This window comes from Polaromonas sp., from assembly GCF_013817205.1.
Classification (GTDB): domain Bacteria; phylum Pseudomonadota; class Gammaproteobacteria; order Burkholderiales; family Burkholderiaceae_C; genus Polaromonas.
In genome coordinates this window covers 1-25,175 of record NZ_JACDDD010000018.1, presented here as the reverse complement: position 1 = coordinate 25,175, position 25,175 = coordinate 1, and the positions used below count along the sequence as shown (strand labels likewise).

The 25,175-nt window shown below is 65.3% G+C and carries 18 protein-coding genes; 8 read left to right on the top strand and 10 right to left on the bottom strand.

Annotated features, from left to right (window positions below; genetic code table 11):
* Positions 1-86 precede the first annotated feature (86 nt).
* Complete coding sequence (locus tag H0W47_RS06300; protein WP_296921975.1) at positions 87-575, top strand: Lrp/AsnC family transcriptional regulator; 489 nt, start codon at positions 87-89, stop codon at positions 573-575.
* 208 nt (positions 576-783) lie between these two features.
* Here the strand turns inward: H0W47_RS06300 and H0W47_RS06295 are convergent, their stop codons facing one another.
* The 4 genes from H0W47_RS06295 to H0W47_RS06280 form a co-directional block, all read right to left on the bottom strand.
* Complete coding sequence (locus H0W47_RS06295) at positions 784-2,202, bottom strand: efflux transporter outer membrane subunit (RefSeq protein ID WP_296921973.1); 1,419 nt, start codon at positions 2,200-2,202, stop codon at positions 784-786.
* Positions 2,203-2,226: 24 nt separating this feature from the next.
* Complete coding sequence (locus tag H0W47_RS06290; RefSeq protein ID WP_296921971.1) at positions 2,227-5,460, bottom strand: efflux RND transporter permease subunit; 3,234 nt, start codon at positions 5,458-5,460, stop codon at positions 2,227-2,229.
* Between the two features lie 52 nt (positions 5,461-5,512).
* On the bottom strand, positions 5,513-6,739 hold the full coding sequence (locus H0W47_RS06285) for an efflux RND transporter periplasmic adaptor subunit (protein WP_296921969.1): 1,227 nt from the start codon (positions 6,737-6,739) through the stop codon (positions 5,513-5,515).
* Positions 6,740-6,843: 104 nt separating this feature from the next.
* On the bottom strand, positions 6,844-7,692 hold the full coding sequence (locus tag H0W47_RS06280; protein ID WP_296921966.1) for an alpha/beta hydrolase fold domain-containing protein: 849 nt from the start codon (positions 7,690-7,692) through the stop codon (positions 6,844-6,846).
* A 261-nt stretch (positions 7,693-7,953) separates the two neighbouring features.
* Between H0W47_RS06280 and H0W47_RS06275 the strand changes: the two genes are divergently transcribed.
* From H0W47_RS06275 to H0W47_RS06265, 3 genes are all read left to right on the top strand, one after another.
* Positions 7,954-8,967 (top strand): LysR family transcriptional regulator, encoded by a 1,014-nt coding sequence (locus tag H0W47_RS06275; protein ID WP_296921964.1) that lies wholly within the window; start codon positions 7,954-7,956, stop codon positions 8,965-8,967.
* A 138-nt stretch (positions 8,968-9,105) separates the two neighbouring features.
* Complete coding sequence (gene argE / locus H0W47_RS06270; protein WP_296921962.1) at positions 9,106-10,326, top strand: acetylornithine deacetylase; 1,221 nt, start codon at positions 9,106-9,108, stop codon at positions 10,324-10,326.
* A 25-nt stretch (positions 10,327-10,351) separates the two neighbouring features.
* The gene (locus tag H0W47_RS06265) at positions 10,352-11,335 is read left to right on the top strand and encodes a tripartite tricarboxylate transporter substrate binding protein (protein ID WP_296921960.1); all 984 of its coding nucleotides are present in this window, start codon (positions 10,352-10,354) and stop codon (positions 11,333-11,335) included.
* A gap of 16 nt (positions 11,336-11,351) precedes the next feature.
* Here H0W47_RS06265 and H0W47_RS06260 read toward each other — a convergent pair whose 3' ends face one another.
* Together H0W47_RS06260 and H0W47_RS06255 are read right to left on the bottom strand one after the other, a co-directional pair.
* Positions 11,352-11,669 (bottom strand): hypothetical protein, encoded by a 318-nt coding sequence (locus H0W47_RS06260; RefSeq protein ID WP_296921958.1) that lies wholly within the window; start codon positions 11,667-11,669, stop codon positions 11,352-11,354.
* 17 nt (positions 11,670-11,686) lie between these two features.
* Positions 11,687-12,907, bottom strand: a complete 1,221-nt coding sequence (locus tag H0W47_RS06255) for an MltA domain-containing protein (RefSeq protein ID WP_296921956.1) — start codon at positions 12,905-12,907, stop codon at positions 11,687-11,689.
* On the opposite strand from H0W47_RS06255, the gene H0W47_RS06250 reads away from it, so the two are divergent.
* Positions 12,840-12,989 (top strand): hypothetical protein, encoded by a 150-nt coding sequence (locus tag H0W47_RS06250; RefSeq protein WP_296921954.1) that lies wholly within the window; start codon positions 12,840-12,842, stop codon positions 12,987-12,989. The two genes, H0W47_RS06255 and H0W47_RS06250, sit on opposite strands and share 68 nt — an antisense overlap.
* Here the strand turns inward: H0W47_RS06250 and H0W47_RS06245 are convergent.
* The 4 genes from H0W47_RS06245 to H0W47_RS06230 are packed head-to-tail and all read right to left on the bottom strand — an operon-like array spanning position 12,984 to position 20,714.
* The gene (locus H0W47_RS06245; RefSeq protein WP_296921952.1) at positions 12,984-13,610 is read right to left on the bottom strand and encodes a response regulator; all 627 of its coding nucleotides are present in this window, start codon (positions 13,608-13,610) and stop codon (positions 12,984-12,986) included. The two genes, H0W47_RS06250 and H0W47_RS06245, sit on opposite strands and share 6 nt — an antisense overlap.
* Before the next feature lie 9 nt (positions 13,611-13,619).
* Entirely contained in the window at positions 13,620-15,710 is a 2,091-nt protein-coding gene (locus tag H0W47_RS06240; protein WP_296921950.1) for an ATP-binding protein, read from the bottom strand.
* On the bottom strand, positions 15,707-16,513 hold the full coding sequence (locus H0W47_RS06235; RefSeq protein ID WP_296921948.1) for a carbon-nitrogen hydrolase family protein: 807 nt from the start codon (positions 16,511-16,513) through the stop codon (positions 15,707-15,709). The genes H0W47_RS06240 and H0W47_RS06235 overlap by 4 nt, the downstream gene beginning before the upstream one ends.
* 1 nt (position 16,514) lies before the next feature.
* Positions 16,515-20,714 (bottom strand): YhdP family protein, encoded by a 4,200-nt coding sequence (locus H0W47_RS06230; protein WP_296921946.1) that lies wholly within the window; start codon positions 20,712-20,714, stop codon positions 16,515-16,517.
* Between the two features lie 57 nt (positions 20,715-20,771).
* On the opposite strand from H0W47_RS06230, the gene glnE reads away from it, so the two are divergent.
* The 3 genes from glnE to H0W47_RS06215 form a co-directional block, all read left to right on the top strand.
* Positions 20,772-23,771 carry a bifunctional [glutamate--ammonia ligase]-adenylyl-L-tyrosine phosphorylase/[glutamate--ammonia-ligase] adenylyltransferase gene (gene glnE, locus H0W47_RS06225; protein WP_296921944.1) on the top strand — a complete coding sequence of 1,000 codons (3,000 nt, stop codon included), beginning with the start codon at positions 20,772-20,774 and terminating at the stop codon, positions 23,769-23,771.
* A gap of 91 nt (positions 23,772-23,862) precedes the next feature.
* Entirely contained in the window at positions 23,863-24,570 is a 708-nt protein-coding gene (locus tag H0W47_RS06220; RefSeq protein ID WP_296921942.1) for a CerR family C-terminal domain-containing protein, read from the top strand.
* On the top strand, positions 24,567-25,175 hold a 609-nt coding region (locus tag H0W47_RS06215), incomplete at its 3' end, for a TolC family protein (RefSeq protein ID WP_296921940.1). The genes H0W47_RS06220 and H0W47_RS06215, both read left to right, overlap by 4 nt.

The window sequence follows — 25,175 nt, the reverse complement described above, 5'->3', positions numbered from 1 at the left end:
TGTAGGCGCGATGCGTGGATAAGTCTTTGCTTTTTATGCCTCGTTTTCATGGGTTTGAGAAAGATTCTTGCTCATAATGCCTGGATATGGAAACACTTGACAAGTTTGACATCGCCATCCTGAATGAATTACAAACCGACGGCCGCCTCAGCAATGCCGAACTCAGCGTGCGCGTGGGCCTGAGCGCCGCGCCCTGCTGGCGGCGGGTGCGGGCGCTGGAGGAAAGCGGCTTCATCAAGGGGTACCGGGCCGAGATCGATCGCCAGAAAATCGGTCTCGGCGTGCTGGCCTTTGTGCGGCTGGACGCCGACCGCAACACTGGCGACGCCACCAGCGTGATGGAAGAAGCCATCCGCAAGCTGCCGGAAATCATTGCCTGCCACTACATCAGCGGCACCGGCACCTTCGAGCTGCAGGTGGTGGCGCAGGACCTGGACAGCTTTTCGCGCTTTGCGCTGAAAAGCCTGTTGAACCTGCCCAATGTGAAAGACATGCACACCAGCTTTTCGCTGGGTGAGGTCAAGGCCAGCAGCGCGCTGCCGCTGGGCCATCTGGCAGCCGGCAAGCCGCCGTGAACCCAGACTTATGAATCAAATCGGCCTCTAGCCCTTATTCAGCGGGCGCAAGCAGCTATAAATTACATAGCAATAAATGGCATGGGCCTCAACAGGGGGTGTGCAAATCTTCACCAGCAGGGGCCGCGGGACCGGCTTCGCCGGACCGCAGGCGCCTGCCCCCTGCAAGGGAAAAGGCGCTACACGACGTGCGCGCCGATAGGGATGCTCAAACTGACCAGCCGCCGCCCAAAGCACGGATCAGCCCCACCGTGGCGAGGTACTGTGCTGCGCGAACCTGCAGCGCCTCGCGCCGATTCCGCAGTTCGCTGCGCTGGGCATCCAGCAGTTCGAGCTGGCTGACAAAACCGTTGCGGTAACGCGCACCTGACAGCACGGTGGCGCGTGCGGCCGAAGCGACCGAGCGCGACTGCGCCTCTGACTGCCCGGCCAGCAGGCGCAGCGCCGACAGCTGATCCTCGACCTCCCGGAAGGCCACCAGGATCTGTTCGCGGTAGTTCGCCAGCGCGATGTCGAGTTCGGCATTGGCGTTCTGCACGCCTGCCTCGCGCCGGCCCCCATCAAAAATCGGCAAGGACAACAAGGCGCCCACACCCCAGGCACGCGTCGCCAACTTGAACAAGTCACCGATTTCAGGCGCCGCGTAGCCACCGCTGGCGGTCAGCGCAAAGCTCGGAAACCAGGCGGCTTTGGCCACGCCGGCGCGCGCCTGGGCCGCCTGCATGCTGGTCTGCGCCGCAGACACATCGGGCCGCCGAACCAGCACCCTGCTGGGCACGCCGGCCGGAATCACAGGCAGAGCCGTGGACCATTCGGCCGGCTTCACTTCGAAGCTGGAGGCCACCTCGCCGACCAGCACGGCCAGCGCGTGTTCGAGCTCGGCGCGGCGCCGGTCCAACGCCAGCGCTTCCGACTCGGTGGCGGCGACTTCGGTGCGCACGCGTGCCACGTCCAGTTCTGCCACGTCCCCTTCCCGGAAGCGCACCTCGGTCAGGCGCAGGGTGTTGCTGTAAGCCTGCAGGGTGTCCCGTACCAGCGTGCGTTCGGCATCGAGGGCGCGCAGCTGCAGGTAGGTCTGTGCCACATTGGCCTGCACCAGCAACTGCGTGCTGCGCAGCAGCGCCTCGCGAGACAGGGCATCCAGCGATGCAGCATCGGAGGCCAGTGACAGCCTGCCGATCAGATCCACTTCATAGGAAAAATTGGCCCCCACACTGAGCACGGTTCGCGGCCGGTTGCCGGTTGTGCTGTTTTGCTGGCGCACTGCGCCGGCGCCGAGGTCGATCTGCGGTAAGCGGTTGGCATCGGTGGACCGCAACAGCGCACGCGCCTGGGTCAGTCGGCCGGCCGCGACCTGCACGCTGGTGTTGTTGCGGCCGGCCTGCTCGACCAGCTGGTCGAGCACCGGGTCGGCAAATGCCGTCCACCATCGGCCCTGGGTGTGTGCCTCTGCACTGGCGGGCGCCGTTGCCAGCACGCGCGAAGGGTCCTGCTCCCCCCTGAAGATCGGCGGTGTGGCCGGCAAGCTGGCGGGATCGACGGCTGCGGGCGTGGCGCAACCGGCCAGCACCAGGGCGGCGAGCAAAGGGACCAGCGCGGTGCGCAGTAGGGAAGAGGTGTGGTTCATGCTGACTCCTTGGCTGTTTCTGATTTATTCGTGGTGGGCGATGCGTGCGGCCGGCTGACCATGCAGCGGTGCACCACCACCGCCGGCAAAGGCTTCGATGTGCGGTACCTCGCCGTGCAATTTGAGCGGGCGGTTGCCGGCCATGCGGCGCAGCGCCACGTAAAACACCGGTGTGAGGAACAGGCCAAAGGCCGTCACGCCAATCATCCCGGCGAATACCGCCACACCCATGGCCGAGCGCATTTCCGCCCCAGCGCCGGTGGACAACACCAGCGGCAGCACGCCCATCACAAAAGCAAGCGAGGTCATCAGGATGGGGCGCAGGCGCAGGCGACTGGCTTCGATCGCGGCTTGCACCGGCGTGCGGCCGGCAAACTCGAGCTCGCGCGCAAACTCGACGATCAGGATGGCGTTTTTTGCCGACAGCCCTACCAGCACCATCAGCCCGATCTGCGTGAAGACATTGTTGTCACCGCCCGAAATCCACACGCCCGTCATCGCCGCCAGCAGGCCCATGGGCACGATCAGGATGATGGCGATCGGCAGTGTCAGGCTCTCATACTGTGCAGCCAGCACCAGGAAGACCAGCAGGATGGCCAGCGGGAACACCAGCACGGCAGAGTTGCCGGCCAGGATTTCCTGGTAAGTCAGCTCTGTCCACTCGAAGCTGATGCCCTTGGGCAGGGTCTGGGCCGCGATGCGTTCGATGGCCTGCTGCGCCTGGCCCGACGAATAACCGGGCGCCGGGCCACCGCTGATATCGGCCGACAAATAGCCGTTGTAGCGCATGGCCCGTTCGGGGCCGAAGCTGGACTGCACCTTCATCAGCGCGGACAGCGGCACCATCGCGCCGGTGGTCGAGCGCACCTTGAGCAGGCCCACGTCCTCGGCGCGCGCGCGGTAGGGCGCATCAGCCTGCACACGCACGCTGTAGGTGCGACCGAACTTGTTGAAGTCGTTCGCGTACAGGCTGCCCAGGTAAATTTGCATGGTGTCGAAGATGTCGGTCACCGGCACATTGAGCTGGCGCGCCTTGGTGCGGTCAATGTCGGCGTACAGCTGTGGCACGTTGACCTGCCAGCTCGTGAAGGTGCCCGCAATTTCGGGCGCCTGTGACACTTTTTCCATGAAGGCCTTCACTGCGCCATCCATCGCGTCGTAACCCAGCGAGGCGCGGTCTTCCAGCTGCAACTTGAAGCCACCAGTGGTCCCGAGACCCTCCACCGGCGGCGGCGGGAACATCACGATGAAGGCGTCCTGGATGCCGGCAAACGCGCCGTTGAGCTGGCCCGCCACTGCGCCACCGCTCTGGTCGGCCCGCTTGCGTTCGGCAAAGGGCTTCAGCGTGGCAAACACAATGCCCGAGTTCGAGCTGTTGGTGAAGCCGTTGATGGACAGGCCCGGGAAGGCAATTGCGTCTTCCACGTTCGGGTTGGCCTTCATGATCTGGCCCATGCGCTGGATCACGTCTTCGGTGCGGTCCAGGGTGGCGCCGTCGGGCAGCTGCGCAAAACCAATCAGGTACTGCTTGTCCTGCGCCGGTACAAAACCGCCGGGCACCAGTTTGAAGACACCGACCGTCGCCGCTACCAACACCAGATACATCACCAACATCAGTGCCTTGCGCGAGATCGCACCCTTGACACCGCTGCTGTAGGCAGTGGCGCCCCGGGCGAACAGGCGGTTGAAGCCGGCGAAGAAGCGGCCGAAGATGCGGTCCATGCCGCGCGTCAGCGCGTCTTTCGGCGCGTCGTGGCTTTTCAGCAGCAGGGCTGCCAGCGCTGGCGAAAGGGTCAGCGAATTGATCGCTGAGATCACGGTCGAGATCGCTATCGTCACTGCGAACTGGCGGTAAAACTGGCCGGTCAGGCCACTGATGAAGGCCAACGGCACAAACACCGCCACCAGCACCAGCGCAATCGCGATGATGGGCCCGGAGACCTCGCGCATGGCGCGATAGGTCGCCTCGCGCGGCGTGAGCCCGGCTTCGATGTTGCGCTCGACGTTTTCCACGACCACGATGGCGTCATCGACCACGATGCCGATGGCCAGCACCAGTCCAAACAGGCTGAGCGCGTTGATCGAAAATCCCAGCAGGTGCAGCACGGCAAAAGTGCCAACCACCGACACCGGCACCGCGAGCAGCGGGATGATGGAGGCGCGCCAGGTCTGCAAAAACAGGATCACCACCAGCACTACCAGCGCCACCGCTTCCAGCAGGGTCGTGATCACCGACTTGATCGAGGCACGTACAAACTGCGTCGGGTCATAGGCGATGCGGTATTCCACACCTTCGGGCATGTTTTTCGCAAGTTCATCCATGGTTTGGCGCACGGCGCCGGAAATCTCCAGCGAGTTGGAACCCGGCGCCTGGAAAACGCCTATGCCGACCGCAGGTTTGTTGTTCAGCAGGGAACGCAGGGAATAGTCGGAAGCGCCCAGCTCGAGGCGGGCGATGTCGCGCAAACGCGTTACGGCCCCGTCGCTACCGGTCTTGACAATGATGTCGCCAAACTCCTCCTCGTTCTGCAACCGGCCCTGGGCATTGATCGACAGCTGCATGTCCACACCCGGCAGACCCGGCGAGGCACCGACCACACCAGCGGCCGCCTGCACGTTCTGACCGCGGATCGCCGCCACCACATCGCTGGCCGAGAGGCCGCGCTGCGCGACCTTCTGCGGGTCGAGCCAGACACGCATCGAATAGTCGCCACCGCCAAAGATCTGCACCTGGCCCACGCCCTGGATGCGCGCCAGTCTGTCCTTGACGTTGAGCACCGCGTAGTTGCGCAGGTAGTTGATGTCGTAGCGGTCATTCGGCGAGACCAGGTGCACCACCATGGTGATGTTGGGCGCGCTCTTGACCGTGGTTACGCCGAGCCGGCGCACTTCCTCGGGCAGGCGCGGCTCGGCCTGCGAGACGCGGTTCTGCACCATCTGCTGCGCCTTGTCAGGATCGGTGCCGAGCTTGAAGGTCACCGTCAGCGTCATCACGCCGTCGGTGGTGGCCTGACTGCCCATGTAGAGCATTCCCTCAACACCGTTGATGGATTCTTCCAGTGGCATGGCCACGGTTTCGGCAATCACCTTGGGGTTGGCGCCGGGGTACTGGGCGCGCACCACCACCGAGGGCGGCGCCACCTCCGGGTACTCGGAGATCGGCAGCCCGCGCAACGCGACCAGGCCGGCGATGAGCATCAGCAGCGACAACACGCCGGCAAAAATCGGCCGGTCGATAAAAAATCTAGAAAGATTCATGGGAGTTCTTCTTGTTCAGGCAGAAGCTGGTGCCCCTGCGTTCATTCATTAATTACTTCGCGGCTACCTTGACCGGCTTGTCGGCATTGAGCAGTTCGGCCTTGGCGGACATCTCGACCGGTTGAGGCACCACCAGCGCGCCGGGGCGCACACGCTGCAGGCCGTTGACCACGATGCGTTCGTTGGGTGCGAGACCGTTCTTGACGACGCGCAAGCCGTTCACCGAAGCGCCCAGCGTGACTTCGCGGTACACCGCCTTGTTGTCGGCCCCGACCACCAGCACGAATTTCTTGTTCTGTTCGGTCCCGACGGCGCGTTCATTGACCAGCAGGGCCATGACCTGCGTCGCTTGACCCATGCGAATGCGCGCGAACTGGCCGGGCATCAGCTGGCCGTCCCTGTTGTCGAAGACCGCGCGGGCGCGCACCGTGCCGCTTTTGGCATCAACCTGGTTGTCCACCAGCTGCAAGCGGCCCTGGAACGGCGTGTCAATCGTAGCGGCGGTACCCATCTGGACCGGGATGCGCTCGAGCTTGCGTTCGCCGCCGCCGCTCACATCGCGCAGGGCTTTTGCCACCACCTGCTCGTCGGCGTCGAAGCTCGCATAAATCGGGCTGACCGACACCAGCGTCGTCAGCACCGGCGCGCCCGGGCCGGCGGCAACCAGGTTGCCGACAGTGAGCTCGAGCTTGCCGACGCGGCCGGCCACCGGTGCGCGGACCTGCGTGTAACCCATGCTCAGTTGCGCGGTATGCAGCGCGGCCTGGACAGCGCGCAGATTCGCATCAGCCTCTCGCTGGCCGTTGCTGCGCTCGTCGAACTCACGTTTCGAGATGGCCTGCTCGCTCCACAGGCGTTGCGAACGTTCGTACTCGCCCTTGGCCTGGGCCACCCGCGCCTGCGCCGCGCCGACCTGGGCTTCGGCCCGCTGTACCTCGGCGGCGTAGGGCGCGGGATCAATCGTCAGCAGCAACTCGCCTTTTTTGACCAGCGCGCCTTCGCGGAAATGCACCGCCTGGAGAGTACCGGCCACACGCGGACGGATATCTACGCGCTCGACGGCCTCGAGCCGTCCCGAGAACTCATCCCAGGCGGCCACCTCGCTCTGCACGACGGTGGCGACCGACACCGGTGTGGCCGGCGGCCCGGCCGGCGCGTCCGACGAGGTGGCGGAGCTGGAGACACCAAAGGCGGTGGCGGTAATGCCGGCGATGGCCAGCACCGCCAGCCCCCCGGTCAGCAGGCGACGCTTGTTGTCGTTTGAATGCTTCAATGGCATGGTGAACACCCTTCGTGAATTGATAAAAAATGCGAATCTGCGTGGAACTGTCAGGCTTTCCGCCATGGCAAGGTCAAATCACTGACCCCAAAAACCTTGGCGGGTCAAGGGCAATCGCGATCGACCATCGGCCAGGGGCGTTGTGGCCCTGCAAGAGCAAGCTGCCGATCGGGTAGCGCCGTGGCTGCGCTTGAGAAAAAGTCACTGAACTGCCGCCGGACCACCGTGGTCCAGTCGGTCGTTGCGCGACCAGACTTCAGATAGCTGCCAGGCCAGCCTGTTTCAAAGGGCAGCACGACCTCGCGCACCTCCAGCCCGGCGGCGCGCAGGCGCGCGGCATACGCCAGCGTCTCGTCGCGCAGCGGATCGTCCCGGGAAGTCAGCAGCAAGGTCGGTGGCAGGCCAGCCAGCCGCAGCGCCGTACCGGGCGTAGCGTACGGATGGCCCGCATCTTCTTGCCGCGGCAGGTATTGGTGCCAGCCGTCCGCCCAGGTGCAGCCGACCGGGCCGGCATGTACATCGCGCAGCGAGGCCGTGGCCATGCAGGCGTCCAGCATGGGTGACAGCAGAAGCTGGCCGGCAAGCCGGGGGCTATCCCGGTCGCGTGCCACCAGCGCAAGGGCGGCTGCGAGATTGCCACCGGCCTCTTCACCGGCAACAAACAAGCGCACACTCCTGCCAGCCAGCTTGTTCCTGGCTTTCCAGGCCCACGCCAGCGCCGCGTAAGCTGTTTCAACCGCCTGGGGAAAAGGATGGGCAGGCGCCAGCGGATAGTCCACGGAAACCACCACGGCGCCGGCGTCAGCCAGCAAGCCGGCAACACAGGCGCCCTGGCTGAGCGATCCGGCCACAAAGGCCCCGGCATGAAAGTGCAGCACCAGCGGGACGGGGTCGGTGACGCTGTCGGGGTGCCTGCCGTAAATCCGGACATCAAGCCCGCCATCCGGCCCCATAGTGATGTGCTGGTCCCGTCCATCAGGCCAGGCGCCGGCAGCCAAAGACGATAAAAGGTGCGAACCAGACATGGGGTGTGCCGCCGCGCGGCGCCGTTGTTGCAATGCAGCAGAATGTAGGTTCGAGCGAGCGCTTAATAAATACCCATTCTGGATATTGTTTGTTTCACCACAGAAACAATGAACGGAAATACGCGGCAGAATCATCCCCAGGCGTCTTTCAACCTACCTCTTTTTCCCATTCAGCTCAGGACAGATTTCATGGACAAGTTCTCCGCCATGCAGGCTTTTGTGCGCGTCGTGGAAGCCGGCACCTTCACCAAGGCGGCCGATTCCATGAACCTGCCCAAGGCGACCGTGACCCGGCTTATCCAGGACCTTGAAAAAGACCTGGACACCAAGCTGCTGAACCGGACCACGCGCAAGGTGGCCGTCACGGTGGACGGCGCCGCCTATTACGAACAGGCCAGTCGCCTGCTGGGAGAAGTGCAGGAACTCGAATCGAGCATGTCGCGCGCCAAGGCCAGCCCGCGCGGGCGGCTCAAGGTCGATGTGCCCTCCTCGCTGGGCCTGACGGTGATCATCCCGGCCTTGCCGGACTTCTACACGCGTTACCCCGACATCCAGCTGGAACTCGGCGTCAGCGACCGGCAGGTCGACATCATTGCGGAGAACGTGGACTGTGTGGTGCGCGGCGGCGAACTGACCGATCAGTCGCTGGTGGCGCGACGCATCGGAGAGTTCTACCTGGTGTCCTGCGCCTCGCCGGCATATCTGAAACGCCATGGCAAGCCCAGGCACCCCAGAGAACTGGAAGACAGCCACAAGCTGATCCGCTACGCGTCCCCGCGCAACGGCAAGATGTACAACTTCGAGTATTACCGCGACGGCGAGACCATCACGCTAGACGGGCGCCACCGGTTGTCGGTCAACGATTCACGGGCCGGCGTGGTCGCAGCACTGGCAGGCCTGGGCGTGTTGCACACGGCCACTTTCCTGGTGCAGGACCACATCAGCAGCGGCGAGCTGGAGCCCCTGTTCACCGAGTGGTGCGGTGGCGCCGTGCCCCTGCACGTGGTGTATCCGCCGAACCGGCACCTGAGCAACAAGGTGCGCGTGTTCGTCGACTGGATCGCCGAACTGTTCGCCAAAAACGACCTGATCCAGCGCAAAAGTTCGCTGCCGGCAGAAATGTGCAGCGCCTGGGCGGGCCGCACGGACGCGGCGGCAGGCAGCGTCGCCGCCGAAAAGGCCGAATCTGCAGAGATAGCCTGAATTTCAAGTGTTTTGGGGCTCCAGCCCCCGCCAGACGGGAGTGTGTAGCTATATTATTGATAGCAACCCGGGTCTGCCCTACAATTTTGCAACCCCTCCCGATACGCCCTGGTCCAGGGCTTCTTGCAAAGGCCTCCAATGAACGCCCCCCTCCCCACCGCCATCCTGGGTACCGTGCAGGCCGCCGACCTGGCCGCGCTGCCGTTGATTGAAAAATGGGTCTCGTTTGCCTCGGTCTCGCGCGACAGCAACCTGCCCATCATCGAGTGGACCCGTACGCTGCTCGAAGCCCAGGGCATTGAATGCCACCTGACTTACGACGACAGCGGCAAAAAGGCCAACCTCTGGGCCACCTTGGCCGCCGCAGATGGCGAAACCAAAACCGGTGGCCTGGTGCTGTCCGGCCACACCGACGTGGTGCCGGTCGATGGCCAGCCCTGGGACACCGACCCCTTTGCCGCGCAGGTCGTCGGCGACAGGCTGTATGGCCGCGGCGTGACCGACATGAAAAGTTACGGCGCCACCGCGCTGATGATGGTGCCCGAGCTGCTCAGACGCAAACTCAAGCGCCCTGTGCACCTGGCTTTCAGCTATGACGAGGAAGTCGGCTGCATCGGGGTGCGCCGCCTGATCGCCGACATGGTGGAACGCGGCTACAAACCGGCCGGCTGCATCGTTGGTGAACCGACCGGCATGCAGGTGGTGATCGCCCACAAGGGCAAACACGCTTACAAGACCTCGGTGCGCGGCTTCGAGGCGCACTCCTCGCTGACGCCACAGGGTGTCAACGCGGTCGAGATCGCTTGCGAATTTGTCACCAAACTCAAATCCATGCACCGCCGCCTCGTCGCCGAAGGTCCGTTCGATCCGATTTACGACGTGCCGCACACCACCATCCACACTGGCGTGATCGCCGGCGGCACCGCGCTCAACATCATTCCGCGTGATTGCGACGTGACCTGGGAGATCCGCCACCACCACATGAACTCGCCGGTGTTGCTGTTCAACGAAGCGAAAGAGTTCGCCGACAGCCTGATCCCGGCCATGCAGGCGGTGGCGCCCGACACCGGCATCACACACAAGCTCAATTCGGTGCTGCCGGGTTTTGCTACGGATGCCGACAGTGACATCGCGCGCCTGTGTTTCAAATGCGCCGATGTGAACGCCGACTCCGGCGCCGGCAAGGTCTCGTTTGGCACGGAAGCTGCCTTGTTTCACCAGGTCGGCGTGCCCACCATCGTCTGCGGGCCCGGCCATATCGCCCAGGCACACCAGCCCAACGAATGGGTCACGCTGGATCAACTGGCCTGGTGTGAACGTTTCATGCGCCGGCTGGCCGACGAAATCTGCATCAACTGAACTATCAACACAACAAGGAAATCACATGATCAAGCGTAGAACCCTGCTGGGCGCGGCCATCGCCGCCGGGCTGGCCTCCTTCAGCAGCCTGGCGACCCTGCCGGCCTGGGCCCAGGCCAGCGGCAAACCCGTGCGCATCGTCGTGCCCTACGCCGCGGGCGGTGTGCAGGACATCCTGGCGCGCGCCATGAACGGCGAACTGGGCACGGCGCTGGGGCAGACCGTGATTGTCGAAAACCGCGCCGGCGCGGGCGGCACCATCGGCACCGGTTTTGTCGCCAAGGCCGAGCCGGACGGCACAACCATGGTGATGGCCGCGGCCAGCCACAACATTGCCGGCTCGCTCTACACCAAGCTGGCCTATGACCCGCAAAAAGACTTTGCGCCGCTGGCCCATATCGGCACCGCCGGGTATGTGCTGATGATCCACCCCGACGTGCCCGCCAAAAACGTGGCCGAGTTCATTCGTTATGCCAAGGCCAACCCCGGCAAGATGAACTACGCCACAGCCGGCATGGGCAGCGCGACGCATCTGTCCATGGCCTACTTCAACGGGCTGGCTGGCATCGACCTGGTGCATGTGCCGCTCAAGGCCACCAGTGAAGCCATCAACGAAGTGATCTCGGGACGCGCCCATGCGGTGATCGCCGCCAGCATAGGTGCGCTGGCCTTCACCAAGGACAGCCGCATCCGCCTGCTCGGCGTGACCTCGCCCCAGCGCAGCAAGTACCTGCCCGAGTTGCCGACGATTGCCGAAAGCGGCCTTCCCGGTTATGCCTTCGACTCCTGGTTCGGCCTGCTCGGCCCAGCTGCCATAACCGCCGTCGAGGCCACGCGCATCAACACAGCCATGGCGAAACTGCTGAAAGACCCGGTGATTCTGGAGCGCCTGGACAAGCAGGGCATCGAGCCCAAAGCCATGAGCAATGCCGACTTCGGCAAGCTGCTGGCCGCCGACTACAAACGCATGGCCGATGTCGTAAAAGCCTCTGGCGCGAAGATCGAGTAGCTGCGTTGCGTGCGCTTCAGTCGCGCACGCAACGCGCCTTCAGGGGCAGCGCCGGGTAGCTGAGCAGCGCCTCACGGCCATGGGCACCGAGGCCGAATTCGGCGCGCATTTTGGCATTGCGGTAGACCGATTGCTGCGGGCCCTGGCCGCCCGCGTCGCGGAACAACACTTCATTGGCACGCGTGCCCTCCAGCATCGCGCTGTCGTCGACAAAACGCACGCGAAAATCGATGCCGTGTTCGCAGCGCCAGGATTGCTGGCCGGACGGTGCGCCCGGACCGGCGCATGCGGCCAGCACCGCGATCACAGGCAACATGCACCGCTTGATGCTCATCGCGACTCCTGCTTGCTTCATTTGGGCCACAAGGCCCACAAACGCAGCGGCTGGTTGACGCGGGCGGCCAGCAGCCCGGCCTCCGGCCCCGTCCCCGCAAAATAATCGGCGCGCACGGCCCCCACGATGGCACTGCCGGTGTCCTGCGCCATCACCAGTTTTTGCAGATCAGCGGCCGGGCCGCGTGAAGCCAGCCAGACCGGCGTGCCGTAAGGAATGCTCTCGCGGTCCACCGCGATGGAGCGGCCCGGTGTCAGCGGCACACCCTGCGCGCCGCGCGGGCCGTAGAAGGCATCCTGCTCGCGGAGCGCTTCCTCGCGGAAAAAGATGTAGCGCGGGTTGCTCCAGAGCAGCTGCGGCAGGCGCTGCGGGTTTTGCGCCACCCAGGCTTTGGTGGCGTCGGGCCAGGGATTGATTCTGGTCACGCCCTGCTCCAGCAGCCACTGGTTCACGCTGCGGTAGGGCCGCTCGTTGGAGCCGGCAAACGCCACACGCACCGTGCGCTGGGACCCGTCGGCCTCCGTCAGCTGCAGCCGACCCGAGCCCTGGATGTGCAGCATCAACACGTCGATGGCGTCGGCCATGAAGGCAATTTCGCGGCCACGCAAGGCCGCCTGGGCTTCGGGCAAGGTGTCAATCTCCTGGCGTGTGTACCAGGGCTTTCGGCTGGCCAGGCCCACCGGCAATTGGTACAGCGGCACAGTGTAGCCGTTGCCGCTCTGGCGGCTGGCCTTGAATACCGGCTCGTAATAACTGGTCAGCAGCCCGTCGGCGGCACCCTGCGGCGTCTCGACGCGGTAGGGCTGGAGCCGGCTGACCATCCAGGCGCGCTGCTCCCCGGCGCTGGCGATGCTCAGGCGCCTGACCTCGCCGCACAAGGGCGCGAAGGCCGGGGCCGGCCGTTCGCAACTCTTGAGCCAGGCGTTCCAGGCCTCAAACAGCGTGTCGCTCTCAAAGCCCGGCAGTTCCGACCACGCCACCGGCACCCAGCGGCTTTTGCCCTGGGTTCTCGGCGGCAAGCTGGCGCCTTCCACCGGGCGCGGCGCACCGGCAACCGGGGGCGGCGAGGCCGGTGGTGCCGACAGGGGCGGCGGCGCGGTGGCGCAGGAAGCCAGCAGCCAGGCGAAGGCGATAATGGCGGCGGTATGTGTTGCGCGGGAAAAAACAGTCATGACCTTACTTTTACTTGAAGCCCTGGGGGCCCTGCTGATTCTGGTGTTCATTGTCTGGTGGACCATGTTCTCAGGCCGCAAGAATGGCGAACTCAAGGACGACGCCCGGTCCGATCCGCGCCCCGGAAACCCGGACGAACCGCTATAAATTCCGTAGCAAATTAACCAGCTCCACCGCCGACTTTACGCTCATTTTGTCAAAAACCCGGGCACGGTGGACCTCCACCGTGCGCACGCTGATGTCAAGCTGGTCGGCCACCAGCTTGTTCGGCAAACCCTCCACCACCAGCCGCATCACGTCGCGTTCACGCTCAGTCAGGCCGGCCAGTCGCGCGCGCAGGCTGGTGTACTCGCTGCGCTGGGCCAGCGCCGCCGCCGACTGGGCCAGCGCTTGCTCGATGCGGTCCACCAGCACATTGTCGGAAAAGGGTTTCTCGCAAAAGTCGAAGGCCCCGCGCTTGACCGCGTCCACTGCGGTGGGCACGTCGGCGTGACCGGTCAGAAAGATCACCGGCATGGCGGGCAGCAGGCCGCCGGCAATCAGTTTTTCGAACATCGCCAGCCCGCTCATGCCGCCCATGCGCACATCGAGCAGCGCACAGGAGGGAGCGGTGACCTGAAACGACCCGGAAATGCGCTCGTCAAAGGCTTCAGCGCTGTCGAAGCACTCACTGGTCAGGCGCCGCGAGCGCAGCAGCCAGGCCAGGGCTTCGCGCACACTGGCATCATCGTCAACGATATACACGGTAGCGTTCTGGATCGGTTCCATGGCGATTCCTTATGACGCCGGCGCCGCCTGCACAGCCAGCTCCGGTGGTTTGCCGGGGCTGGTGGCCTCCGGCAAGGTGAAAGTGAAAATCGTACCTTGAGGCGACACCGCTTCGAAGCCGAGAAAGCCCCCATGCTGCTCAATCACCGTGCGGCACAGGCTCAGACCCAGCCCCATGCCTTCGGCCTTGGTGGTGAAAAATGGCGTGAACAGCTGTTGCGCCAATTTTTCGGAGATGCCTTCGCCGTGGTCGATCACGGCGAACTCCACCCAGCGGCTCCAGGCATTGGACGCGGCCGGGCGCACCCGCAGGGTCAGCACCTTGTCGGCGCGGCGGTTCTTGTCCAGCGCCTGCATGGCCTGCATGCCGTTGCGCGCGAGATTGAGCAGCACCTGCTCGACCATGGTCCGGTCGCACAGTACCGGCCCGCAACCCGGATCCACCTCGATCAGCACACGCACCGCGAGCTTTCGCGCCTGCAGGCTGACCAGCGGCATCACCGCATCGAGCAGCATGCGCGGCTCAATCGGCTCGCGCACCTGCTCGCGGCGGCGCACGAAATCGTGCACGCTCTTGATGACCTTGCCGGCCCGCTCGGCCTGCTCGGCAATGCGGCGCATGGCCAGCTGCAGGTCCTCATTGCTGGAGGGTTGCCGGACATCGGCGGCGGCACTTTGCAGCAGGTTGAGTGACCCGGTGGCGTAGCTGGAGATCGCCGCCAGCGGCTGGTTCAACTCGTGGCTCAGCAGGGAAGCCATCTCGCCCACCGTGGCCAGGCGCGCCGTGGCCTGCAACCGGTCCTGGCTGGCGCGCGACAACTCCTCGATACGGCGCTGCTCACTGACGTCAAGGATGGCACTCATCCACCCGGTCTGCTTGCCCACGGCATTGATCAGCGGTGCCTCGATGATCAGCACCGGAAAACGCGAACCATCGCGCCGCATGAAGACAGACTCGAACCCCTCGCGCGGCAAGGTGGCGCCAAGGGCCAGCCGGCTCGCCTGGCGCTGACCGTATTCCTCGACCCGCTCGGGCGGCCAGTAGGGTGGTGGCACGCCGTTGTTGAGCAGTTCACCGGCTTCCATGCCGACCATCTGACAAAACGCCGGGTTCACGTAAGTCACACGCCCCTGCAGGTCACGGGCCCGCATGCCGGTCACCAGCGAGTCCTCCATGGCCTTGCGGAAGGCCAGCGCGTCGGCCAGATCGTGCTCCACCTTGAGGCGTCGCCGCATGTCGCGTCCCAGCAGGGCCAGCACCGCCACCAGGGCCATCGACATGGCTGTGACCAGCGCGGTCAGCAGGTTGGGGAACAGCGCCTGTGTGCTGCGCTGGCTCTCCAGCCTCAGCACCAGTGTGTTGCCCGGCAAATCGAGCAGCTGCTGGGCAATGTAGGCCCGGCTCCCGCGCGTCGGGTTGCCATACATCGCCAGGCGTGTGCCGTCGGCCTCGGTGAACGCCAGCCCCTGGCCGCGCGCGACCCGCCGCCCCACCAGTTCCGACAGAATGCCCGGCAGGGAATAGGTCGCCACCAGATAGCCCGCCAGCTGGCCAGACACCAGCACAGGCAGGCACATGTCGAGCACCTCCAGGCCCAGCCCGTCGGCCTGAGGCAGAAAATAGCTGGTCGAATAGGCCGGACCGCTGAAACGCTGGGCGGCAGTGCAGGCAAACCTGACATCGCTCCGGGTGGCACCCCGGCCCAGGCGCTCGAATACCGAAGTGCGGTACGGTGTTTCGGCGAAGGCCACCAGGTCCAGCGCCTGGTCGCGTGACTCCAGGCGCATCATTTCGCGGTTTTCACGCAGCAGGTCCGCCGCGAGCAAGCGCCAGACCTCAGGGCTCGGGCTGTTGACCTGCAAGGCCTGAAAACTCTGCACGTTGCGGGTCAGCGCCGCGCGGATGTCCGTGGCCATCTGCGCTGCATCCTGCTCCAGCCGGCTTTGCACCTGGCTGACCTCATAGCGTCCCGCCAGCCAGACCAGCGTGGAAAGCAGGGCGACCAGCAAGGCGACCAGCAGGGTCCAGAGCACCCAGCGCCGGCTCCGGCTCCGGCTCCGTGCCTGCCAGCTGTAACTCGCTTGCGGCGCCGAGTTCACAACACCCCGTGCTTGAGCGCAGGCAGCTGCCGCCGGACGGCGCTCAGGCGATCAGCGCGCAGTTCGGCCAGCACCACCCCCGGCCCCTGGGCGCGCTGCGAAAGAACCTCACCCCAAGGATCGACGATCAGGCTCTGCCCCCAGGTGCGGCGCTGATTCTCATGCAGCCCGCCCTGGGCCGCAGCCGCTACATAAGCCAGGTTTTCGATAGCGCGGGCACGCAGCAAGGTCTCCCAGTGCGCCTGCCCGGTGTTGTAGGTGAAGGCGCTGGGCACCAGCAGCAGATCAGCCTTCAGGGCGCGATAAAGCTCCGGAAAACGCAGGTCGTAACAGATGCTCAGACCGATGCGGTAGCTATGCCCGTCCAGGGACGGCAGGTCAAAGCTGACCGGTGCTGCGCCGCTCTCGATAACACGCGACTCGTCGAACTGTTCCTGACCATTGTCGAACCTGAAAAGATGAATCTTGTCGTAACGCGCCACGCACTGCCCCGACGGTGCGTACACCAGCGCGCTGTTGCGCACGTGTTGACTGTCGCTGGCACGAAGCGGCACGGTGCCGCCCACAATCCAGAGCTTGAGCTCGCGGGCAGACGTTGCCAGAAAATCCTGGATGGCGCCCCGGCCCGGGGTTTCCTGCACCGCCAGCTTGTCGCTGTCCTTCCAGCCCATGAGGCAAAAATATTCCGGCAACACTGCCAGTTCGGCCCCTTGCGCGCTGGCCTGTTCGAGCAACTGCCTGGCCGCGTCCAGATTGGGCTGGACGCTGGTGCCGGAAACCATTTGCAGGGCCGCGACAAACATGTCATTTCTCCACGGTTTCTTCGCCTGCCCTGATAGCGGCCGGCCGCTTGCGGTCAAGCTTGGTGATTTTGGGGTTTGACCAAGTGCCGTCGATGCGGAACTCCTGGGTCGCGGCCTGCGTCAGTGGCTGGCGCAGGAAGTATTGCGCCAGAAAGGTGCCTATACCTATTGCCGGGTTGATCACCGTGGCAATCAGTGAAGCAGTGCCGGCATTGATTTCGGGGACCACCACCACGGTCAGGTTTTGGGTCTCCTTGGCAATATCGGCCGTGCCTTCCATCAGTACGGCCGCATTGACGCCTTTCATCTGCAGGTTGTTGGTGAACGCCAGCCCCTGGGTGATGCTGACATCACCGCGCACAAAATCGAATGAAAACCCCTCGGAAAACACATCCCGGAAATCCAGGGCCAGCCGCCTGGGCAGCGACTGCAGGCTGAGGACGCCCAGCAGCTTGGCAATACCGGGATCCGCCTTGAGGAACTGGCCTGAGGCCACATTCACGTTGAACTGGCCGTTCAGGCTGGGGTAGTCCAGGCTCAGGGGCGAGCCTATCCAGGCTATCTGGCCTTCCAGCCGGCCCTTGCCGCGGCGGATCACCCCGGGCATGCCGAAACGCCTGAGCAACTCGCCCGAGTCATCGATGTCTAGCCGGAAGTTCATCATCGTGCGCCGACGTTCGGCCGGTGTCCGGCCGCCGGTGGCCACACCCGTCGCCGGCTGTGCACTGACGGCCACCCAGTTGCCGTTGGCCGTCAGTGTGGCTTCCGGCATGATGATGTTGAGTTTGTTCAGGCGCCACTCTCGCACGCCACCTTCGCGGGCAACGGCGGCGGCGCCACGGTTGATGGCCTCGACTTCCACCCGTCCGAGTTTTTTGCCGCGCAGCTCCAGGTCCTCGACGACGATGTCGAGCGCCGGAATGCCGGCTGGCTGCTCGTCCAGAATTGCTTCGACCTCCTTGGCCGTGCTCTGCCCGAGGCTCAATCGCGACAGGCGCGCGTACAGACGGCCAGAGCCGGTGCCGCCGGGCTGGCGGAATTCAACATACCCATTGAGTTCGGTCGCATCAATGTTGGCACGCCAGGTCAAGCCATCGCGCGAGCCGCCCAGCACCACGTTGTGGAGTGTGCGGCCCTCCACCTGCAGTTCCTTGGCGCGGATGGCGATGGTGGTCGGCAGGTAGCTCAGAACGGCGCTCGCCGGGGTCAAGCGGGTCGGCGCAGGCGCAGGCGCCGCCGCCGGTGCCGGATCGGCGGCGGCGTCCAGCACCTTTTCCCAGGCATCGATGTCCACCCGCGTGAGATTGATGTTGGCGGCGACCCCGCTATCGGGCAGGGGCGCGCTTTCGCCCGCTTCCAGGCCGATCGCCATGGAACCACGCAGCACACGCGGCTCGGTGCCGCTGATGTCGCGCACATACAGCACCGAGGCCAGTCTACCCACGCTCAGCGACACCTGGTCCTGGGTCGGTGGCCCGACACCGGGCGCTGCACGGACGGCCGTGTTGTCAAGGCGCAGCGGCAAGCTGCTCTCGGCGCTTTTTGCCAGCGGTGCCGGCAGGCTCAGCGCCATGCCCTGCAGGTTGCTGGCTACACTGATCTCGGTCATGCCTTTCCTGAACCCGAGGTTGGCGGTATAGGCCGTGCTGCCGCTGGCATGCGCGCCCAGGCGCGCTGCCATGCCGAGTTCCTTCGCCTGGCGCAGACCCTCGGCAGTCATGGTGCCCTGCGCCCGGATCACCACGGCCGCATCGGGAAAGTCCTGTGCCCCAGATGCCGGCCGCACAGCAGCGGAGGCGGGGGCAGCGGCGCGGGTGCCGCCCTCCAGCCGGACATCCCCCCCCAGCAGGCGGGCCTGTCCGCCCGAGATCGAAAAACCGCTGTCGCTGAAGCTCACCAGACCCTTGAGACGGCCCAGTTGCGGCGTATCAGGTGTGAACTGCACATCGTTGCCGGCCAGGCTGACCGTTCCCTGCACTTTGGTTTTCGCCATGTCGGCCAATGGCAAGGTGAGCTGGAACTTGTAGTCAGCGCTGCCGCTGGCCACGGTTTTGGCCAGCGCCTTCTCAGTGATCTCCCCGAGTGGCGAGGTATGGACGAAGCCCAATGCGTCACTGAGCGGCCCCTTCAGTTCGGCGCTGACCTGCACTGTGGCCGAGTGCATCAGGTCCGCAATCCGCGCCTGCGCCTTGACGACCTGCAGGCCCGGCAGGCCGGTCAGCCGGCCGGTGGCGGCGTTGATCTGAAGCGAGGCGCGGTCAACCACGAGGTCGCCGGACAGCTCACTCAGGACAGGCCAGGGCGCGGCTTCGCGTGGCTGGATGGATCTGGGCACGTAGGCATAGGCCACATTGGCAAGCTTGGCGGTCACGCGGAACTCGCCCAGTTTCGGATCGGCAAACGGCAGATCCTTCAAATTTCCCTTGACCCTGAACTTCACATCCGAAAGCTCGCCCCGGGTCACCGCATCACGCACGTAATGCCGCACCGTGTCCGGCAGCACCAGCGGCAGGTAGCGGTGGACCTTGCTGCCATCGCCCCGGCTGAGAGCGCCTTGCAAATCCAGCACGCCGGGAAAACGGCTGCCCGCCCCGACGCCGGCCGTCGGCGCATCCGCGGTGTGCCAAGCCGCCTGCGCTGTGCCCTGGGCGTCGGCATTGGCGAACGTCAGATTGCGCAGTTGCACGTCGATCCTGCTTCCCGCCAGCTTCCACTGGGCATCCGCCGAAAACTGGTCGAAACGCAATCGGGGATCTTCAAACACGCCGGGCAGGTCCAGCCCGCCACCGTTGATCCTGAGCTTGGCCTGCCCGCCCTGCTGGGTCAGGTCGAAGTCCACCGCCGCGCCGCGTACACCGGGCCGACCGATGGGTGCACGCGCGCCTGCGCCAACCTGCGACGCGATTTCCAGCCCGCTAACGCGTCCTTTGGCGGAGTAGGCGCTCGGGGCATCCAGCGCCCCCTGCCAGCTTGCATCAACTGCTTCCACCAGGCCTTTGGGTGTCAGTTCCGCGATCAGGCCATGGGTGGCCTTGCCCAGTGGCAGGCGGTTGGCGATCAAGGCCAGCGCCGCCAGATCCAGCTTGTCAGCCTTGATCTCGCCGCGCGCCGGCGACTTGCCTTCGGCGCCGGTATAAACCAGCGCCGCATTGCCGCCCGGCCACTGCAGCCCGTCGCGCGTGCGGAACTGCAGGTTTTCGGTGGCGATATCAAATCCATTGGCCAATTGCCTGCCGCCAAGCCGACCCGTCACGGCCTGCAAGGCCAGCGGCTCCAGCGCCCGCCCCAGCCTGGCATCGACCTCAAGCAGGGCCAGGTCCGCCGTGCCGCCAGTGAACTGCCCTTTCTGCACATCCACCCATGCGCGCAACGCGCCGGTGCCGGCCTTGAGGTCGATGCCCAAGCGGTCCAGGCCAACGTAGCGCTTGACTTCGGACACATCCACACGGCTGAACTCGGCATACAACTGGCCCGCCCACTGGTTCCAGCGACCAGCCCCACCCGACAGGAAGGGCTCGCGGAACACCCCGCGCAGACTGAAACGCTCTCCCCAGGCCGGCGGCGGCGTGGCGTCCAGCCGCATCAGGTGGCGCTGGCCGGGGTTGCGCGAAGTCCAGTCCACCTGGGTCAGGGCCAGCACTGGCGCCTGCCGCAGGTCATCGCGCCAGCGCACGGTGCCGCCGCGAATCACCACTTCGGTCTGCGAAAAAAACCAGTCCGCAACGGCACTGTCGTCGTCGCGGGTCTGCAGGACATCCAGCCCGGCCACATGGATTTTTCCGTCTGCCGTACGGCGAATATCAAGTTCCGGCTGGTCGATGTAGATCTGCTCGAAGCCCAGTCGCCACAGCGACGAGGGCGACACCGCCGCAAGCACCCGCGGCAGGCTCAGGGCAGTCTGCCCCTGGGCATCCAGCAGGGCTACATCGCGCAGTTCGAACGAGGGAATCAAGCCCCCGGAACGGGCACTGATCTGGCCGATGCGGACCGGCACCCCCAGCGCTTGGCTGGCCGCGATTTCCAGGCTCGGGCGGTAGTCGGCGATTCGCGGCACAATCCAGCCGTGAAGCACGGCCCAGGCCGCAGCCAGCAGGACCCAGAATGCCAGAGCCAGCGCCAGCGCGATACGTGCAGCTGCGGCGGCAATTTTCAGACGTCGGGTGGGAAACACGGGCTGGAGGGTCGATTGATCCATTGACATGAGAATTATGACCTTCAGCGCCGCCGTCCGTTCAATGCCCCACAAGGGACCCGTGTCATGCATGTGCCGCTGAACGCCCCTATGGCCGCATCCGACCATTCGCGTTTTGTTCAGCGCGTACGCCGGCGATATGCCGGCCAGCTGGCGCTGCTGCCGGCCGGCGAGCCGGTGCGCGCCAGCATGCAGGCCGCCTACGACGCCCTGCAGACCCTGGAAGCCGACACCGGCGTGCGCCTGCGCATCCTGCGCCAGCTGGTGCTGGAACGACTGGTCGTGCTGGATTGTGATCATGAGGCCCCCACGCTAGAACATGGAGCCCCCACGCTTGCCACTGCGTGTGCGTCGCTGCCCCCCGGGGGGGCGCTGCGCCTGCGGCCCGGCGAAGCCGGTTCCGCGGCCCCGACTGATCAGGGAGGGACCCGCGCGTTGACCACTGCAGGGGTTCCGCTAGCGGTAGTGACGCGCGCCATGACCGAACTCGCCGAACTGGCGCTGGATATCGCGATCTGCGAATCACGTGGGCCGCTGGACGCGCAGTATGGCCCGCCGCAGGCGCTGACATCGGAAGGCGCGCCGGCCGGCCGCGCCCAGCTCTGGGTGATTGGCATGGGCAAGCTGGGCGCGCGTGAACTCAATGTCTCCAGCGACATCGACCTGATTTATGTTTATGACCACGATGGCGAGACGGCGGGGCGGGACGACGGCCGGGGCATCATTTCCAACCACGAATATTTCGCGCAGCAGGTCAAGGCGATCCACACCCTGATCGGCGACACCACCGAGCACGGCTTTGTGTTCCGGGTGGACCTGGCGCTTAGGCCCAATGGCAACTCGGGGCCTGCGGCGGTGTCGCTCAATGCACTGGAGGAATACTTCCAGGCACAGGGCCGTGAGTGGGAGCGGTTTGCCTGGCTGAAAAGCCGGGTGGTGGCGCCACTCGAATGTATCCACAGCGGCTCGGCCCAGGCCTTGCGCAGCTCGGTCCTTCCTTTTGTCTTCCGCCGCTACCTCGACTACAACGTGTTCGACGCTTTGCGCGTGCTGCACCGGCAAATCCGCGAACACGCGGCCAAACGCGCGGCCGGTCACCCCGAACGCGCCAACGACGTGAAGATGTCGCGCGGCGGCATCCGCGAGATCGAGTTCACCGTGCAGCTGCTGCAGGTGGTGCGTGGCGGGCAGTACCCGGAGTTGCGCACGCGGCCCACGCTGGATGCACTGCAGCGCGTGGCCAACGCCGGGCTGATGGCCCAGACGACGGCCGAGGCGCTGATGCGGGCCTACGACTTCCTGCGTCGGGTCGAACACCGCATCCAGTACCTGGACGACCAGCAGACCCATGTGCTGCCGACGCGTGATGACGACCTGGCCTGGATCGCCCACACCATGGGTTACGGCAACTGCTGCCCGTTTTTAAGCGAGCTTGATGCCCACCGCGAGCTGGTCGCGCAGGAATTCGACACCCTGCTGGGTCAGAAGACTGATTGCAAGGGCTGCGGCAAGTCGGCGCCGGCCGCGCCCCTGGACATCGACGAACTGCTGGAAAAGCTGGCGGCCCAGTGGCCCGACAAATTTCGCGCACGGCTGGCGTTGTGGCGCGGCCACCCGCGCGTGCTCGGCCTGCGCGACGATGCACGCGCTCGACTGGCGCGGCTGGTGCAGCGCACGGCACAGTGGCTGGTCGAAGGCAAGGCCAGCGAGGAAGCCGCCGTGCGCATCATCGACTGGATAGAGCCGCTGCTGCGCCGCGAGAGTTACCTGGCGATGCTGCTGGAGCGGCCGTCCGTGCATGAGCGCCTGCTGCGCCTGCTGGGCGCGGCCAGGTGGCCGGCGCGTTACCTGCTGCAGCACCCCGGTGTGATCGACGAACTCGCCAGCGACGCCATGCTGCACGAGCGTTTTGATGCCGCCGTCTTCAGCCAGGAACTGCAGCAGCGCCTGGCCGCGCTGCGCCGCACTGGCGAGGACGACGGGGAAAGCTGCCTGAACCTGTTGCGCCGCGCCCACCATGCCGAGGTCTTCCGCACGCTGGCGCGCGACGTCGAAGGCCAATTGACGGTAGAGCAGGTGGCCGACGACCTCAGCGCGCTGGCCGAAACCGTGCTCAAGGTCACCGCCGACTGGTGCTGGGAGCGCCTGAAAACCCGGCATCGCGAAATTCCACAGTTCGCCATCATTGCCTACGGCAAGCTGGGCGGCAAGGAGCTCGGTTATGGCAGCGACCTGGACATCGTGTTTGTCTTCGAAGACGAGGACGAGCAGGCCTCCGAGGTGTATGCAGCCTTTGTGCGCAAGCTGATCAACTGGCTGACCATCAAGACCGCTGAAGGCGACCTGTTCGAGATCGACACGGCGCTCAGGCCCAACGGCAACTCCGGCCTGCTGGTCACCAGTTTTGCGGCCTACGCCAACTACCAGCAGCAGCGCGGCAGCAACACCGCCTGGACCTGGGAGCACCAGGCCATGACACGTGCGAGATGTTTGGCCCCCACGCTTGTCGCTTCACATACTGCGCTGCCCCCCGAGGGGGCGCTGCGCCTGCGGCCCGGCGAAGCCGGTTCCGCGGCCCCGGCTGGTGAAGATGAAGCCCCGGCGCTGCGCGGACTGGCGCACCGTTTTGATGAGGTACGCCAAGCGGTGATCAGTGCGCCGCGCGACGTGCCGGCGCTGGCGCGGGAAATCGTCGCCATGCGGGAAAAAGTCCGGGCAGCCCACCCCATCAAGGGCGGAAATTTTGATGTCAAGCACAGCCCCGGCGGCATGGTGGATGCCGAGTTTGTAGTGCAGTTCCTGGTGTTGTCGCAATCCGCCAGCCACCCGGAACTGATAGACAACGTTGGCAACATCGCGCTGCTGCAACGCGCCGAAGCCGCGGGCCTGCTGGCTCCCGGCGTCGGTCAGGCGGCGGCAGATGCCTACCGTGAACTGCGGCGGGTGCAGCACCAGGCGCGGCTCAACGAAGAGCCCACGCAAGTCAGGCTGTCCATGATTGATGCAGAGCGTCAAGCCATCCTGACACTGTGGGTCGCCGTTTTTAGCGGCCCCAGGGCATCCTGAGCTAACCGGCCTGCCCCGGGAAATCGAACAAAACTTAAAACAAACGTTTTAGTTAAATCAATCGTTTGATTTGTGTGCTCTAATCGGCGCCATGAAAACCGGTCCCCGCCTGCCGCCGCCTTCGCTACCTGAAGCCCGCAAGCAGCGCTCCGACGGCGCCGAAGCCCGCAGCCACTTGCTGCTGGCCGCCTTGCGGCTGTTTGCCGAAAAAGGCTTTGCCAAAACCTCCACGCGCGACATCGCCCATGCGGCCGAGGCCAATGTGGCAGCCATCAGTTATTACTTCGGCGACAAGGCTGGGCTGTACCGCAGCGTCTTCACCGAGCCGCTGGGCGCCTGCGACGACATCGCGCGTTTCCAACCGGCGCACCTGAGCCTGCGCCAGGCGCTCGAAGGCTTCATCGGGGGGTTTCTGGAGCCGCTCAAGCAGGGCGACCTGGCACAGCAGCTGACCCGGCTGCATTTCCGCGAGATGCTGGAGCCCACCGGGCTGTGGGCCGAGCAGATCAAGCTGCAGATCAAGCCGGCGCATGCCGCGCTGGCCGAGGTGCTGGCCCGCCATCTGGGTGTCACGAAAATCGATGACGATGTGCACCGGTTGGCCTTTTCCATCACCGCCCTGGCCATGCAGGTGTTCATCAGTCGCGACGTGATTGAAAACGTGCGGCCCCAGCTGATCGCCACGCCCAAAAGCATAGACCTGTGGGCAGCGCGGCTGGCGGACTTTGCCGAGGCCATGATTGCGGTCGAGGCCGCGCGGCGCCGCCAGCCAGTTTCTGACAAGAAAAAAACACCATGAAAAATTCACGCTTTCTTCCTTTGGCCCTGGCGCCGTTGCTGCTGTCGGCCTGCGCGCTGCAGTCGCCGCCGTCGGCCGTTTCCACGCACCCCCCGGCCCGGTGGTTCGCGCCGCTGCCCGCTGCCCAGCCAGTGGCTGGTCTGCCGCACGGCGGCCAACTGAGCGACCTGAGCCGCTGGTGGCAGCAGCAGGGCGACCCCTTGCTGGTCGAGCTCATCAGTGCCGCCCAGGCGGTCAGCCCCTCGGTCGCCAGCGCACGATCCCGCATCGAGCAGTCGCGCGCCACACGGGTGGCGGCCGGTGCGGCACTGCTGCCCTCGCTAGACGCATCGGCCAGCACCAGTCGCGGCCGCAGCCAGCCGGTGGGTGCGGCACGCGCGCCGATTGGCACCACCTCGCAGGTCGGGCTGCAAACTGCCTGGGAGATTGATGTGTTCGGCGGCCGGCGTGACAGCCGCGACGCGGCGCAACTGCGTTACGAAGGCGCGCAGGCGCAATGGCACGACGCACGTGTGCTGGTGGCGGCCGAGACGGCAAACCAGTACTACCGCCTGCGCAGCTGCGAGCAGTTGCTACGGGTGGCACGCTCCGATGCGGCCTCGCGC